Source organism: Novosphingobium sp. NDB2Meth1 (assembly GCF_900117425.1).
Taxonomy (GTDB): domain Bacteria; phylum Pseudomonadota; class Alphaproteobacteria; order Sphingomonadales; family Sphingomonadaceae; genus Novosphingobium.
Map to the genome: position 1 here is coordinate 368,408 of NZ_FPEH01000032.1, position 15,188 is coordinate 383,595.

A 15,188-nucleotide genomic window follows, 5' to 3' on the forward strand; every position below is an offset into this window, starting at 1 on the left:
CGACAGATCAGCGGCAGCGCTTCTTCGCGGTAAGCGTCCGGTCGATTGCGCGACCGGCGAATGCCCCCCCGACGGCGCCCGCGACAATCCCAACCGGGCCGCCCAGCACCGCCTTGCCCACCAGCGCACCACCCGCACCGCCTGCAATTAGACCTGCGGTGCCGCTGGAATGGCGGCATTTGCGGTAGGTCTGCGTGGTCTTGCGGCGTGCGTCGGCAGTTTCGGGAACCACCGAGGTGGCGAGAGTGGCCAGCATGGCGGCGGCAAGGAGGCTACGGCGCATCGAGGTACTCCTGAGATAACACGTGACCCGTGCAATACGGTGAACTGTGTCAGAATGCGCGATGAACGGGGATAGCGCCCCTATCAGAGTGCGTCAGTCCGCCCGCCCGCTGCGGCAAGACGCGCCGCGAGCCAGAGCCGCACGGCACCGGCAAGGCCCGGCGGCACTTCTGCAGCGATCCGTTCAGCATCGATCCGCGCGACGATGGCATTGATCGGCACGCCTTCCTGTATCGCAGCATCGCGCAGCAGGTCCCAGAACAGCGGTTCGAGACTGATGGAGGTCTTGTGCCCGGCGATTTCGACTGATCGCTTGACCGGGGGGTGATAGGGCGCGGTCATCCTGATCCGATACGAATTATTGGGGGTGGCCCGCAAGAGCGCGCCTTCGTAAATCCTCACGATGACCGCAGGCTATGAAGCGCTCACCGAGAAGGAGAAGGAAACGCTGCGGCTGCTGCTCGGCGGGCATGATGCCAAGTCCATCGCACGCCACCTTGGCCTTTCGGTCCACACCATCCACGAACGGCTGCGGGATGCGCGGCGCAAGATGGCGGTATCGAGCAGCCGGGAGGCAGCGCGCTTGTTGCACCGGATCGAGAGTCAGGCCCCCGAATTGCTGGGGGACAAGCCAATGGGGGATGCCGCCCGACCCGCCCCGATGCATCCCGAGCCTGAGTCGCCCCGAAGCGCCGGCGAGTGGCGCCGCGCCGGGTGGATCGTCGGAGGACTTGCCATGACCATCAGCCTTGCCTTGCTTGCTCTGCTTGCCCAATCAGGCTCATCCCTTGCGTTCGGAGGGAACCGGCTGTCAGCCACACCCGTGAACGTCCCGGCCTCGGTCGCTCCGACATCGGCGAGCGAAGCCGCGGCGACGGAGGCAGCACGGCACTTCCTCGCCTTGCTCGATCAGGACGATTGGGCGGGCAGCTGGAAGGCGACACATACGTCGTTCCAGCTGCTCAATACGGTCGAATGGTGGGCACAAGCCTCACGATCGGTGCGGAATCGGCTGGGCGAGCCGCTCTCGCGCGAACTGGCGACAGTCGATTTCACGGCCGCTCCGCCCAACGGCTACTGGGTGATCAGATTCAAGGCGCGTTACAGCAAGCAGGGCAGCGTCGTCGAAACGTTGCAGCTTGCTTCGGAAGCAGGCGGCTGGAAGCTGGCCGCAATCACCGTCGAGTGAAGGGCCGATGCGGCCCCGCACCCTTGCGAGGCGGGGCCGCAATCCGTCAGTACATGTGCTGGCCGCCGTTGATGCTCATCGTCGAGCCGGTAACGAAGGCACCGTCCTCGGAGGTCAGGAAGGCGACGCCGCGCGCGATCTCGTCGGCCTGCCCGAGTCGGCCGACCGGGATCTTGGCCACGATCTTTTCAAGCACCGGCGGGGGAACCGCCGCGACCATGTCAGTATCGATATAGCCCGGCGCGATGGCATTCACCGTCACGCCATACTTGGCACCTTCCTGCGCGAGCGCCTTGGTGAAGCCATGAATGCCGGACTTGGCAGCGGCGTAATTGACCTGGCCATACTGCCCTGCCTGCCCGTTGATCGAGCCAATATTGACGATGCGGCCCCAGCCCCGCTCGCGCATGCCGGGGAAGGTCGCCTTGGCCATGTTGAAGCATCCCCCGAGGTTGATACGCATCACCTCGTTCCAGTCGTCGAAGCTCATCTTGTGCAGCACGCCGTCGCGGGTGATACCGGCATTGTTGACCACGATATCGATCGGGCCGACTTCAGCAGCGATCTTCGCGCACATTTCCAAGGTGGCTTCGTGATCGCCGACATCGAAACGGTAGGCTGCGATTCCGGTTCTTTCGGTAAATGCGCGCGCCTTTTCCTCATTGCCTGCATAATTGGCAACAACTGTCCGCCCTTGGGCCTGAAGTGCGAGGGAAATGGCTTCACCGATACCCCGGGTGCCCCCGGTAACCACTGCAACGCGCGTCATCATTCTCTCCCTCTCCGGTCGATGTCAGAGAGGGTAGTCGCAAGGCTGCTGGCGGACAAGCGCTTAGGCCGCAGTCATACGACTGCGCCGCAGAGGTTCGCATCTAAAATGGTTAGAACCGGAACTTGGTTCCGACGTAAACCGCCTGGCTGTCCTTTTTGCCATCGGTCAGCGGGCGGAGACGATCACGCTCGGGCGAATAGCGTACCCCAGCCGTCACATCGAGATTGCGGGTCAGGCGGTAGCTGCCGCCGAGATCGACTTGATAATCGCTCTGGCCTTCGAACGTCCGCGGCGCATGGCCCACGCGGTCACGCGTATCCAGTTCGATCCGCGGCGCAAGGCGCGAAGGAGTGCCGGCTGGGGCGGCCGAGAAACTGTCCTTGTGGCCGAACGTCCGCAAATCCGGCATTTCCAGCCGCTGGATATCGAGACGCGCGACCTCACGCGTTGCCGACGTGGCCGCAAAGCTCTGATAGCCGCGCGCGAGGCCAAGGTTGTAGACCATCGGTGCAATGCGGACCGGCGCGGCGCCGGGCGCGCTCACCCCGGCGGGCAGAGCAGACCGTACGACGAAACCTTGCGCACCGACTTCATTGACCCGGACGGCAACGGTCACTGCACGGTCGGGGCGATTCTCGATCCCCGCCGGTGTGAAGCGGAACAGTCGGCCATGACCGGGGGTTCGGCCCTGAATTTGCGCAGTGATTTCGGAAACAAGCTTGGGATCAACCGAAGCCGGCGTAAACGATCCGATCCCGCCTCGCGCCGAAAGACTGACCGGCGAGGACACAAAGCCACCGGTAAGTGCGCTGCCGAGCGCAGGCGCTGCCCCCATGCCGAGCAGAGCGCAACCGACGAGCGGCAGCACGCGCGCACGGAAAACTCCGTACGATTTGGCTACCTTGATCGTCTTGCCATTCATGGCCAGCCCAAGCTTTCCCGTTGCGGAGCCACGCGATTTGCTGCTCCGGCGACTCCGGAGCTAGGCTCTAGGGGCATGACATACGGTGCGCGAAGGATAATTTCCAGTAGGACAACGATTTTCTGATCGTTTGGCTGCCGGTCTTGGTCAACCTGTTGCACCTTGCCCACACGCCACCGTTTCGGGCGCATCTTGCCCCATCCCGATCATATTGCCACAAGCTACTGCCCGCCATAGGTTGCATAGCCCTTGCGGCGCGCGGCGCCGGGGTGATAGAGCGCCAACCGCAAAGCGCTTGATCTGCGCGAAAATCATAGGGCAGGAGGCTCGGCATGGCCGCGCAGGCACCCGCCAGCAAGGACAGTAAGCACGTGACCACAAGCCCCCGCCGTTCCTTTACGTTTGCCCGCGGTATCGCAACCGGCATGCTCGTCATCGCCGCCACCGGGCTGGTCGCAGGATGCGGGGGCAAGGCGCGCCCCAAGCTTGATCTCGCCGCCAGCAAAGTCACCACAATCGGCGTCAACGCCTACCTCTGGCGCGCCACGCTGGAGACGCTTTCGTTCATGCCGCTGGTGCAGACGGACAGCAACGGCGGCGTGGTCGTGACTGACTGGTACGCCAATCCGCGCAATCCGAACGAGCGGATGAAGCTCACCGTATCGATCCTCGATCAGGATCTGCGCGCCGATGCACTGCGCATCGCCGCCAGTCGCCAGGTCAGTCAGTCGGGCAACTGGGTCGATGCACCGGTCCAGGCCGCCACGGTGCAAAAGCTCGAAGACATCATCCTTACCAAGGCTCGCGATCTGCGCCGCCAAACGCTGGTCAAGGGGTGATTTCCGAAGGGCTCGCCCTCGCCTGACGGTTGCACGGCCTCGCGACGCTCCCTAGAGGGGGCGGCATGACTGCCGACCGATCAGAACCCGTCCGCTTCGACCCTGCCACCGCCGATCTGCGCTGGCAGCAAACGTGGGACGAGCGCCAGACCTTCCGGGCTGACGATAGCTCGCCCAAGCCGCGCAGCTACGTGCTCGAGATGTTCCCCTATCCCTCGGGGCGCATCCACATCGGCCACGTGCGCAACTACACGATGGGCGACGTGCTGGCGCGCTACAAGCGGATGCGCGGGTTCGAAGTGCTCCACCCGATGGGCTGGGACGCGTTCGGGATGCCCGCCGAGAACGCGGCCATGGAAAAGGGCGTCCATCCCGGCGGCTGGACCCGCACCAACATCGCCAACATGAAGGCTCAGCTGAAGCGCCTCGGCTTTGCGCTCGACTGGAGCCGCGAGCTGGCGACCTGCGAGCCCGAATATTATGGCCATGAGCAGGCGCTGTTCCTCGATCTCTACGCCGCGGGCCTGATCACCCGCAAGGAATCGACCGTCAACTGGGACCCGGTCGACATGACCGTGCTCGCCAACGAGCAGGTAATCGACGGGCGCGGCTGGCGCTCGGGCGCGCTGGTCGAGAAGCGCAAGCTGAACCAGTGGTTCCTCAAGATCACCGAGTTCGCGGACGAGCTGCTCGAAGGCCTATCCGGGCTCGACAAGTGGCCCGAGAAGGTGCGTACGATGCAGGAGAACTGGATCGGCAAGTCGCAAGGCTTGCAGTTCCGCTTCGACCTTTCGAACGGCGACAGCGTCGAGGTCTACACCACCCGTCCCGACACGATCTTCGGCGCCAGCTTCGTGGCGGTCGCGCCCGATCATCCGATTGCACAGGGCGTCGCGGCCTCGAACTGCGAAGCGGCGAACTTCATCGCGCTGTGCAAGAAGGGCGGCACCACGGCCGCTGAGTTGGAAACGGCAGAGAAGCTGGGCTTCGATACCGGCATCGGCGCGCGTCATCCGCTGACGGGCAAGTATCTGCCGGTCTACATCGCGAACTTCGTGCTGATGGAATACGGCACCGGCGCGATCATGGCCGTGCCCGGCCACGACCAGCGCGACTTCGATTTCGCGACCAAATACAGCCTTCCCATCCTTCGCGTTGTCGCGGCCGATCCCGCAGATGCGGACAAGGCGTTCGCGGGCGAGGCGGAAGCAGGCGACGGGGTGCTCGTCAACTCCGACTTCCTCGATGGCATGGCCGTCGCGGCGGCGAAGTCTGCCGTCATCGAGCGCGCGCAGGCCGAGGGCTGGGGCGAAGGCAAGACCGTGTGGCGGCTGCGTGACTGGGGCGTCTCGCGCCAGCGCTATTGGGGCACGCCGATCCCGTTCATCCACTGCGAAGTGTGCGGCGTGGTGCCGGTGCCCAAGAAGCAGCTGCCGGTGGTGCTGCCAGAAGACGTGACCTTCGACGTGCCCGGCAATCCGCTCGACCGTCACCCGACGTGGAAGCACGTCGGCTGCCCGCAGTGTGGCCATGCTGCGCGGCGCGAAACCGACACGCTCGATACGTTCGTCGATTCCTCGTGGTACTTCCTGCGCTTCGCCAGTCAGCCGGGTGACGCGCCGTTCGACCCGGAGGTGATCAAGCAGTGGCTGCCGGTCGAGCAGTATATCGGCGGGATCGAGCACGCGATCCTGCACTTGCTCTATGCCCGCTTCTGGACCCGCGCGCTCGCCCGGATCGGCAAGCTCGAAGTGCAGGAACCTTTTGCGAGCCTGTTCACGCAGGGCATGGTGACGCACGAGACCTACGAACGCCGCAATCCCGAGAACGGGCAGCCGGTGTTCTTTTCGCCCGGAGAAGTCGAGCGCACGGCGGATGGCGCCATGCTGAAGGCAGATGGCGCGCCGGTCGAGATCGGCCGCGTCATCAAGATGTCGAAGTCCAAGAAGAACGTGGTCGATCCCGACGAGATCGTCGCGCGTTACGGCGCCGATGCGATCCGCTGGTTCATGCTGTCTGACAGTCCGCCCGAGCGCGACCTGCCGTGGTCTGAGGCCGGGATCGAGGGCTGCTGGCGTTTTGTGCAGCGTTTGTGGCGCCTGTTTGGCGCAGCAGACGCTTCCGCAACAGGAGAGGACATCGCGCTGCGCCGCAAGACGCACCAGACCGTCCACGCGGTAGCGCAGGACATCGAGGCGCTGGGCTTCAACAAGGCCGTCGCGCGCATTTACGAACTGACCGGCGCGACGGAAAAGGCCGCACCATCCGTTGACCGGACGGCGGCAATCCGCACCCTGCTGCTGTTGGTGGCACCGATGATGCCGCACCTGGCGGAAGAGGCTTACTCCGCCTTCGCCGCAGGTCTTGTCGCCGACGCGGCCTGGCCTGAAGTCGATCCCGCCCTGCTCGTCGATGACGAGGTTACCGTCGCGGTTCAGGTCAAGGGCAAGCTGCGCGATACGCTTACCGTTGCCAAGGGCACCGCACGCGAAGAACTGGAGCGACTTGCTCTCGCCTCCGACAAGGTGCAGCGTGCGCTGGACGGGGCGGAGGTGAAGAAGGTGATCGTGGTGCCCGACCGACTGGTGAACCTTGTCGCGTAAGATCCTCCTCGCCGCCCTTGCGCCATTGCCGCTGCTGGCCGGATGCGGTCTGCAGCCGATGTACGCAGGCGGCGGCAGCGGGACAGTCGCGCGGGCGCTGGCCGGCGTCGACGTGACGTCGATCGAGGGCAAAGCTGGCTGGCTCGTTCGCGCCGCGCTCGTTGATCGGCTGGGTGCAGGCGCGCAGAGTTCGCCCCGCTATCGACTCGACGTTCGGCTTGACGAGCAGTTGCAGGGCCTCGGCCTGCTGGCCAACGATTCCGTTACCCGTGAGAGGAGGTCCTTGCGGGCACGCTACCAGCTCGTCGATCTCGGCAGTGGCGAGATCGTGCTGGACGCAACAGCAGGGGCCGATGCGGGCATCGACATCGTATCCAGCGAATATGCGGTTATCGCCGCCGAACAGACCGCGCTGGAGAACCTCAGCCATGAGGTTGCCGACCAGATCGTGACCCGGGTCGCCACGAAACTTCGCAAGGCAAGCTGAGCGCGGCCGTGAAGGCGACGCAGAAGAATTTCGCTGGCCAAATGGCACGTGCCGCCGCTGATGCGGCGGTATTCTATTTCTGCGGGCCGGACGAGGCAGGCGCCGCCGATGCAGCCGCGCGGCTGTCAGGTTTTGTCGGCGTGCAGCAGGGGCAGTTCGAGCGGATCGAGCTGGCAGGTGCCGATTTGCGCCGCGATCCGGTGCGGCTGGCCGACGAAGCGCGGTCCGTCTCACTGTTCGGTGACAAACGCCAGATCCATGTGCGCTGCTCGGGTGACGAGGTCTACGACGCCGTCGAGACGTTGCTTGCCAGTCCGGTCAAGGGCTGGCCGGTGTTCATTCTGGCCAGTTCGGCAACCGACAAGTCCCGTATTGCCAAGCTGCTGGCTGACCGTCCTGATGCGCTTGTGACGATGTTCCATCCGCCGGATCTGCGGTCGGTCACGCTGGCCGTGCGCGAGATGGCGGACCCGGCAGGATTGCACCTCAGTGATGAACTGGCAGAACGAATCGCTCGCGGCGCCGCGCTAGATACGCGAATGGCGCGCAGCGAGATCGAGAAGCTGGTGCTTTATCTCGACGCGAGCCCCGAGTCCCCGCGGCGAGCCGATGCCGCCGCGCTCGACGCGATTGCCGCGGTGAGCGAGGACGACGGTTTCATGCCGCTGGTCAACACTGTGCTGACAGGAGATACCACTCGATTGACACCGGAACTGGCGCGATTTCAGGAGCTTGAGCTCAGTCCTGTCGGGCTGTTGCTGGCCTTCGAGCGTCGCGCAGCACAACTTGCGCAACTCTCGGGCCGCATGCGCGGTCGTGGCGACATCAATGCCTTTCTTGAGCACGAAATGGCCGCGCGCCGTGTCTTTTTTCGGGACAAGCCGGATCTTTCGCAGCAATTACGGCGCTGGCGTGGCCGGAAGCTCGCGCGTCTTATCGACCGCTTGATGACACTGCACCGCCAGCTGCTCGCGGATAACCGAAACGGTGAAATCATTCTATCCCAAGGACTTGCCGAGATCACCCGCGCGGCATCACGCGGATAGTTCGACGAGTTGCCGCTGTCATCGGACCGGCTGTGCGATCGATCACATCGACTCGCTTGTTTTTGGCTCAGAACATTGTAGGTATTGCACCGCAGCATTCCTACCGATATCGAGGAATCTGCTTATAAGAATTCTTGTCGTCCGGGTCGCACAACCGGAACGCTGATCTCAAGCGGTTCAAAAGGGTGCTTTTGCGATGACGACGTTGCAGCGAGACAGAGATACTGTCGCGTCGCCTGCCTGGGCAGGAGGCGACCAATCTTCAGGGAAGAAGCGGCAACTCAAGCTTCCGCTGGCTCCTTCGCTCGAGAAGCGGCGTCTTCAGGCATACCTTTTACTGATGCTCGCCGACGGTATTGCCATCGTTGGCGCATCGATGCTGGTCAGCTTGCTCTATTTCGGCCACGCCTACGATTCGCAGACTTTGCAGCAGATCTACCTTTATCTGCCGCTCTATTGGGGCGCGGCGCTGATGACGCGGACCTATTCGATCCAGTCCCTGACATCGCTTAGGTACAGCCAGTCCCGCTCGATGACAGCGATGGCGCTTGCGCTCACGCTGATGATTTTCGTGGCATTCTTCACAAAGTCGAGCGAGCAGTTCTCGCGCGTATCAACGTTGGCCAGCCTCGTGGTGATTGCAGGCGCGATGGCTTGGGCCCGCGCTGCCACGCAGCGTCTGATCCAGTCCAGTTGCGGCCCTACCGCCAAGAACGTGCTCGTTATTGATGACGGCGGCGCTCCGGTTCGCGTACCGCATGCTTGGCACATCGACTCCCGCGAACACCGGCTTCGCCCTGACCGCAACGATCCGCACATGCTCGACCGACTTGGCATGTTCATGACCAACATGGACCGCGTCATCGTGACATGTCCTCCGGAGCGCCGGAAGGATTGGGCTCTCGTATTCAAGGGCTCCAACATCTCCGGCGAGATCGTTGATCCGGAAGTGCAGGAACTTGGCGTCCTCGGCGCCGGGCGTGGCCATGGCTTTGGCTCGCTCATCGTGTCGGTCGGGCCGCTCGGTCTTCGATCGAGAGCCGTGAAGCGGGCCATGGATCTTGCCATCGCGGGCAGCGCCACGGTGGCGCTTGCGCCGCTGCTGCTCGTGGTTGCCTTGATGATCTGGCTTGAAGATCGCGGGCCGGTCTTCTTCATGCAGCAGCGGCAAGGCCGCAACAATCGACTGTTCTGGATCTACAAATTCCGTTCGATGCGGGTCGAGAAGCTGGACGCCGCTGGCGCGCGCTCGGCGAGCAAGGACGATGATCGGATCACCCGGATCGGCCGCTTCATCCGCAAGACCAGCATCGATGAGCTACCGCAGCTGCTCAATGTGCTGCGCGGAGACATGAGCATTGTTGGGCCGCGCCCGCATGCGATCGGCTCGTTGGCAGGTCAGAAGCGGTTTTGGGAAGTCGATCCCCGGTATTTGCTCCGTCATTCGCTGAAGCCCGGCCTGACTGGCCTGGCGCAGATTCGCGGGCTGCGCGGCGCTACTGATTCGGAGGCCGATCTCAGCAGTCGCCTTCAGGCAGATCTCGAGTACCTCGATGGCTGGACGGCAATCCGGGACGTCCGGATCATCTTTGCAACGCTCACCGTATTGGTTCACGATCGTGCGTTCTGAGGCAAACCGTTTGAGCTGTGGGACGAAGCGATTTGAGACACGCATTTGCGGCGATGCGGGGTGCGATACGCTTCAATTTGCAGCATTTTTCGCCGTTCGCATACGCAGCAATTATTTGCGTTGAAACCAAGATTCGGGTTGAACGAATCACGAAAGAGCACTAAGCAATCTTCCATAAAGTTAATGGAGTGTGGGACAATGAGCATGTTGAAGATCGCATTGGCGGGTAGCGTCGCCTTCGGCGTAATCCTTGCTGGGACTGCCGCAAACGCTGAACCGGTTCGTGCGTCTGCCGCCACTCCCGGAGTGGTTTCGGTTAAGAAGATCAAGGCCCTCCGCACAACCGCGCCCGTGTCGCGTGAATCGCGTGAAGTTTCCGGTACCGATATTGGTCTCGGACTTCTCGCTGCCGGTGTCGGTGGTTTCGCGATCTACGAGGCGACGAAGTCGGACAGCCCGGGCTGATCGAGCCCGCAAGATTGATGGTTTTGAAGGGCTCGCAATCTCGTTTTGCGGGCCCTTCGCTTAGGGGCCGGAGGCAGAGTATTGTCAGTCCAAAACCGGATGTTCAGAAATGGGGCTGCGGTGACGGGCGTTGAGGGTTGCCCTTCAGGGGTACCGCACCTAGATCGTCTGCGAGGGAGGCACTGACATGTCGTCAAGCGCGCGGGCAATCAAGAGCTCTGCTCAGGCCAGCCGCAGCAAAGGCCGCTCTTCGTCTGGGAGGAACACAGACAAGCTGCCCGTAGTAACGACAAGGCCGCTCCCCGGCACTGTGCTCTGCATGGCACTTGTCGGGCTGGCAATGGTCCTCGGCGGTGGCGGGACGGTCAATCCACTAACCGAAATGATCCTCCAGGTTCTGACCGCTCTCATCATGATCCCGCTCATCGCCAGTTCCGGTTGGCAGCGTGGTCTTGGCCCTGTTCAGGCTCCAGCCTTCATCCTGGCTGGGCTGATCCTGCTGATCCCGGTTCTCCAACTCGTTCCGCTTCCACCTTCAATCTGGCAAGCGCTGCCGGGGCGTTCGGTCGAGATCCAGTCGATAGCGCTCATCCAGGCGGACAAATCGTGGATGCCGCTGACGATGTCGCCGGCGCGGACCTTCGCATCGCTGCTGGCCATGATTTGCCCCGCGCTGCTGCTCCTGCAGGTGAGCCGCCTCTCACTCAGGGGGCGCAACTGGCTTTGCATGGTCGTCGTTGGCGTAGCAGCTCTTTCCGTGATGCTAGGCGTCTTGCAGCTTTCGAGGACCGCGGGTTTCGAGTGGTCGCTTTACAGTCAATTCAGCCAAGGTTTTCTGGTAGGTTTTCAGGCAAACCGAAATGCGCAGGCAGACATCCTGCTCGCTGCGATTCTGGCGACCGGAGTGATCGCAACGTCGCGGCTAGGCGATGGCAGGCATCATGTCCTGACGTGGACGGGAATGATTATGGCGATCTCCGCCTTTCTCGTCGGACTCTTCATGACCGGGTCCCGGACTGGCATTACCCTGTCGGCGATTTCATTGTTATTCGTTGGCTTCATGCTTTGGCCGATGCTGCGCAAGCGAGCGGCTGTGGTCTATGGCCTTGCCGGTGCGGTCGGCCTGATGATCATCAGTGGCGGACTTCTCTTGCAGCTCCAATCGGTCCAGAAGGTCATCGGGCGCTTTTCTTTGGCGCATGAAGCGCGCTGGGACCTGTGGGCTGACACCTGGTATGCGATCGGCCAGGTCTGGCCATATGGAAGTGGTATAGGGACAATCGTACCGATGCTCGAGGCGGCTGAGCGGCTTGAGGTCGTCGATGCCACCCGACCTGTGCGGGCGCACAATGATTGGCTTGAGTGGATGCTCGAGGCGGGCTTGCCCGGTATCATCGTGCTTGGCTTGATCCTGCTTTTTGTCCTCTACCTTGCGGCCAGAGCGATCATCTCGGTCAGCAAGCCTGATGCCTCGGCATCAAGGCGCGCGCAGGTGCAGTTTTCTATCGGCTTCCTTCTGATCGAGGCGCTCCATGCCATTGTCGATTATCCCATGCGCAGCATGTCGCTTGCGGCTATTGCCGCAGTTGCGGTAGCAATGCTGCTCAACCCTGCCGCGCCGCAGCGTAGTCATCAATGATGCATAGGATTTGCGTGCTTTCATCCGATGTTGCACCGGGTCAGATATGCTGGCACCGTTTCGAATGTATCAATCTCTTTCTCGCCAAGGGGCTTAAGTAGTTGTGAAGAAATCCGCGGCCATTTCCCTGCTGCTGGTCAGCGCAACAAGTCTCTCGGCGTGCTCCTCGGGGCTTTATGGCGCGCTTCCCGCAAAGGACGCTGCCTATGCGATCATGCCTCCGATCGACAAAGCAGTTGCTCCATCCGAATACCTGATCGCACCAGGCGACGTCGTCTCGCTCATGGTGTTCGGCGAGCCGGACCTGACCTTCGAGAAACTTCCGGTGGATGATGCAGGCTTCATCCAAGTCCCGCTGGCCGGTCCGGTGCATGTCGCAACTTTGACCCCAGCTCAGGCATCAACGTTGATCGCAACCAAATTGGGGGCCCGCTACTTGCGCGATCCGCAAGTGACCCTCAACGTCATCGAGCAGCCCGGTCAAACCGTGACGATTGAAGGCCAGGTGCTCAAGGCCGGGACCTATCCCGTCGATAACCAGACCACCCTACTTGGCGCAATCGCTCTGGCCCAGAGCCCGACGCGTATCGCGAAGCTGGATGAGGTCGTAATTTTTCGGACTGTGAACAACACCCGCATGGCAGCGCGGTTCGACCTCAGCCGCATTCGTGCCGGTCGGGATCCCGACCCTCAAATTCTCGGCGGCGATGTGGTCGTCGTAGGCTTTTCGCAGGCGAAATCGATCTACCGCGACTTCCTACAGGCCGCGCCGATCTTCAACGTCTTCACCCGTTTTTAACTCCGGCGGTATCGTGCAGCAGATCACCTCAATCTCCGACCAGGCCGATCACAACCTTGCTACCGAGCAGGTCGCGACCAACGGCAACTATGGCGATCCGCACCCCTATGTGGATGGCGAACCAGCATTCGATATTCGCGAGATCATCGCAATCGTCCGGGCAAATCTTATTCTCATCACCGTGATCGTGTCGGTCACCTTCGCGCTAGCCATCATCGCCACGATGCTGCAGACGCCGCGCTACACGGCGGCGACGACGCTGCAGATCAATGACCAATCGGCCCAGATTTTCGGCAAGCAGGACGACACGATGCAGGACCCGGTGGTCGCTGCAAATGACACCGAGCGCTTCTTGCAGACGCAGGTCGACATCCTGAAGAGCCGAGCTTTGGCCGAGAGAGTTGCCCAGAAACTGCGACTGGTTGGCAACGCAAAGTTCTACGATGCCATGGGGGTCCGCCAGCCCACCGGCGACCTTACGCGTGCCGAACTCGAAGATCTTACGATCCGCACGATCGAGGATGCACGCGACGTCGATCTCCCGCGTAACACTCGTCTTGCGACGGTCAGCTTCAACAGCACCCAGCCCGAACTCGCGGCCCAGATCGCGAATGCATTTGCGGCCGAGTTTATCCAGACCAATCTTCAGCGCCGGTTCGACAGTTCGGCCTATGCGCGCGAATTCATCTCCGGCCAGCTGTCAGAGGCGCGCGCCAAGCTCGAACGATCTGAGCGCGAGCTCAACGCATATGCGCGAGAAGAAGGCCTTATTCGCGACCGCGACTCCGAGTCTGGCGGTGTGGGACAATCAGGCCGGGTCGGCAACTCGGTGACCACGGCCAGTCTGCTTCAGATCAACTCCGCCGCCAATCAGGCACAGGCAGCAAGGATTGCCGCCGAGGGGCGATGGAAGCTGATCTCGAGCGGCAACCTTCTCAGCTCGCCGGATGTTCTTGCCAACCCGGCCATTTCGCAGTTGCTCGCCCAGCGCGCTCAGCAGATGGCCGAACTCGAAAAGCAGCGCGCCAACCATCTCGAGGATTACCCCCTCGTCCAGCAACTGAAAGCTCAGGTGGGCGTTATCGACGCGCAGATCCAGTCGGTTGCCCGCAGCATCAAGGCTTCGGTCAAGCAGCAGTACGATGCGGCGCGCGAAGCGGAATCCAGCCTCACGCAGCAGGTTGCCCAATTGAAGGGATCGTCGCTCGCCGAGCAGGATCAGCTTGTCCAATATCGCCTGCTCCAGCGCGAAGCCGACACCAACCGCACAGTCTATGAGGGGCTGCTGCAGCGTTACAAGGAACTCAATGCGGCCGCCGGTATCAGCGCCAGTAACATCGCCATCATTGATCCTGCGATTGCACCGATCCGGCCGAGCTCTCCGAATCTTCTGCGCAACCTGTTGCTGGCTCTAGTGATCGGTTTTGGTTCGGCCGCTGCGTTCATCTACCTGCGAACGCAGCTCGACGACTCGGTCAAGGTACCCGAAGATGTCGAGGGCAAGCTGCAAATGCCGCTACTCGGCGTCATCCCGCTCGCCCAGGACATCGACGTCGAGGCGGCAATGGAGGATCCCAAGTCGCCCATCAGCGAAGGGTACAACTCGCTGCGAAGCGCGCTGCTCTACTCAACCGCGTCGGGCTTGCCCAAGACCATGTTGGTCACCAGCTCGCAGCCATCGGAAGGCAAGTCGACGACAAGCATCGCAATTGCGAGGGGCATCGCGCGCCTCGGGCGCAGTGTTGTGCTACTCGACCTCGACATGCGCCGTCCCGCATTGCACCGGGCCATTGTGATGCTCAACGGCGAGAACAGCCGAGGCGTGTCGAGCATTCTGACGCACCAGAGCACGGTCGACGAGGCTCTGCGCGATACGGATCTCGAACACCTCAAGGTTATCACCTCCGGCCCCATCCCGCCGAGCCCAACCGAGTTGCTGAGCTTGAGCAGCATGACCCAGTTGCTTGAGGAACTCTGCGCCCGGTTTGACCTCGTCCTGCTCGACAGCCCGCCGGTGCTCGGCCTTGCGGACTCGCCGCTTATGGCGGCTCTGGTCGATGGCGTAGTTATCGTCATCCAGTCGGATCGCAGCCGCCGCGGCTCACTCAAGGCATCGCTTCGCCGCCTGCGCAGCATGCGCACGACGATCCTCGGCGGTGTGCTCACCAAATTCGACCCGTCAGATTCGGGGAACAGGTATTCGGAGTACTACGGCTACAGCTACTACCAGTACAGTAACTCCTCGGCGAACTGATCCATGCCAGAGCAGCGTGCCATGAGTCTCGCCGGCCACGTCCGTAGGGCTGGCGTTGTCATGGGCCTGCTAGCTCTTGCAGTAACCGCCATTCTCAGCGGCACGGACCGGCAGAGCCGCGACTTTCCCAATTCGCCAAGCTTTGTCGGGTGGCCATATGATACCGGCGCGGCCCGTTCGCACGCGATACTAGCGTTCGTTCGTCAAGGCCCGGAACAGGCCATCGGATATGCGCGCCGGGCTGTGGCGTCCGATCCGATT

At 62.3% G+C, this 15,188-nt stretch carries 14 protein-coding genes; 10 read left to right on the forward strand and 4 right to left on the reverse strand.

Annotation, left to right across the window (positions count from 1 at the left end; translation table 11 throughout):
* Nucleotides 1-7 precede the first annotated feature (7 nt).
* Both NDB2M1_RS19935 and NDB2M1_RS19940 read right to left on the reverse strand, forming a co-directional pair.
* Entirely contained in the window at nt 8-283 is a 276-nt protein-coding gene (locus NDB2M1_RS19935; protein ID WP_072384495.1) for a hypothetical protein, read from the reverse strand.
* An 83-nt stretch (nt 284-366) separates the two neighbouring features.
* Nucleotides 367-624, reverse strand: a complete 258-nt coding sequence (locus NDB2M1_RS19940; protein ID WP_072384496.1) for a ribbon-helix-helix domain-containing protein — start codon at nt 622-624, stop codon at nt 367-369.
* A 61-nt stretch (nt 625-685) separates the two neighbouring features.
* On the opposite strand from NDB2M1_RS19940, the gene NDB2M1_RS19945 reads away from it, so the two are divergent.
* A complete protein-coding gene (locus NDB2M1_RS19945) occupies nt 686-1,471 on the forward strand; it encodes a helix-turn-helix domain-containing protein (RefSeq protein ID WP_072384497.1) in 786 nt (261 codons plus the stop codon).
* Between the two features lie 46 nt (nt 1,472-1,517).
* Here NDB2M1_RS19945 and phbB read toward each other — a convergent pair whose 3' ends face one another.
* Nucleotides 1,518-2,240 (reverse strand): acetoacetyl-CoA reductase, encoded by a 723-nt coding sequence (phbB, locus tag NDB2M1_RS19950; RefSeq protein ID WP_072384705.1) that lies wholly within the window; start codon nt 2,238-2,240, stop codon nt 1,518-1,520.
* 112 nt (nt 2,241-2,352) lie between these two features.
* Nucleotides 2,353-3,165 (reverse strand): hypothetical protein, encoded by an 813-nt coding sequence (locus tag NDB2M1_RS19955; RefSeq protein WP_072384498.1) that lies wholly within the window; start codon nt 3,163-3,165, stop codon nt 2,353-2,355.
* 425 nt (nt 3,166-3,590) lie between these two features.
* Here NDB2M1_RS19955 and NDB2M1_RS19960 point away from each other — a divergent pair, with 425 nt between their 5' ends.
* From NDB2M1_RS19960 to NDB2M1_RS20000, 9 genes are all read left to right on the forward strand, one after another.
* Nucleotides 3,591-4,004, forward strand: a complete 414-nt coding sequence (locus NDB2M1_RS19960) for a DUF3576 domain-containing protein (protein ID WP_072384706.1) — start codon at nt 3,591-3,593, stop codon at nt 4,002-4,004.
* Nucleotides 4,005-4,069: 65 nt separating this feature from the next.
* Nucleotides 4,070-6,607 carry a leucine--tRNA ligase gene (leuS, locus tag NDB2M1_RS19965; RefSeq protein ID WP_072384499.1) on the forward strand — a complete coding sequence of 846 codons (2,538 nt, stop codon included), beginning with the start codon at nt 4,070-4,072 and terminating at the stop codon, nt 6,605-6,607.
* Nucleotides 6,608-6,665: 58 nt separating this feature from the next.
* Entirely contained in the window at nt 6,666-7,094 is a 429-nt protein-coding gene (lptE, locus tag NDB2M1_RS19970) for an LPS assembly lipoprotein LptE (RefSeq protein ID WP_083554996.1), read from the forward strand.
* An 8-nt stretch (nt 7,095-7,102) separates the two neighbouring features.
* Nucleotides 7,103-8,140, forward strand: a complete 1,038-nt coding sequence (holA, locus tag NDB2M1_RS19975) for a DNA polymerase III subunit delta (RefSeq protein WP_072384501.1) — start codon at nt 7,103-7,105, stop codon at nt 8,138-8,140.
* Nucleotides 8,141-8,336: 196 nt separating this feature from the next.
* A complete protein-coding gene (locus tag NDB2M1_RS23240) occupies nt 8,337-9,770 on the forward strand; it encodes a sugar transferase (RefSeq protein WP_253185967.1) in 1,434 nt (477 codons plus the stop codon).
* A gap of 198 nt (nt 9,771-9,968) precedes the next feature.
* Nucleotides 9,969-10,235, forward strand: coding sequence for a hypothetical protein (locus NDB2M1_RS19985; RefSeq protein ID WP_072384503.1), 267 nt, complete (start codon nt 9,969-9,971; stop codon nt 10,233-10,235).
* A gap of 319 nt (nt 10,236-10,554) precedes the next feature.
* Complete coding sequence (locus tag NDB2M1_RS19990) at nt 10,555-11,874, forward strand: O-antigen ligase family protein (protein ID WP_171955456.1); 1,320 nt, start codon at nt 10,555-10,557, stop codon at nt 11,872-11,874.
* A gap of 103 nt (nt 11,875-11,977) precedes the next feature.
* Nucleotides 11,978-12,673, forward strand: coding sequence for a polysaccharide biosynthesis/export family protein (locus NDB2M1_RS19995; RefSeq protein WP_253185968.1), 696 nt, complete (start codon nt 11,978-11,980; stop codon nt 12,671-12,673).
* 13 nt (nt 12,674-12,686) lie between these two features.
* Complete coding sequence (locus tag NDB2M1_RS20000; RefSeq protein WP_253185969.1) at nt 12,687-14,927, forward strand: GumC family protein; 2,241 nt, start codon at nt 12,687-12,689, stop codon at nt 14,925-14,927.
* Nucleotides 14,928-15,188: the final 261 nt, after the last annotated feature.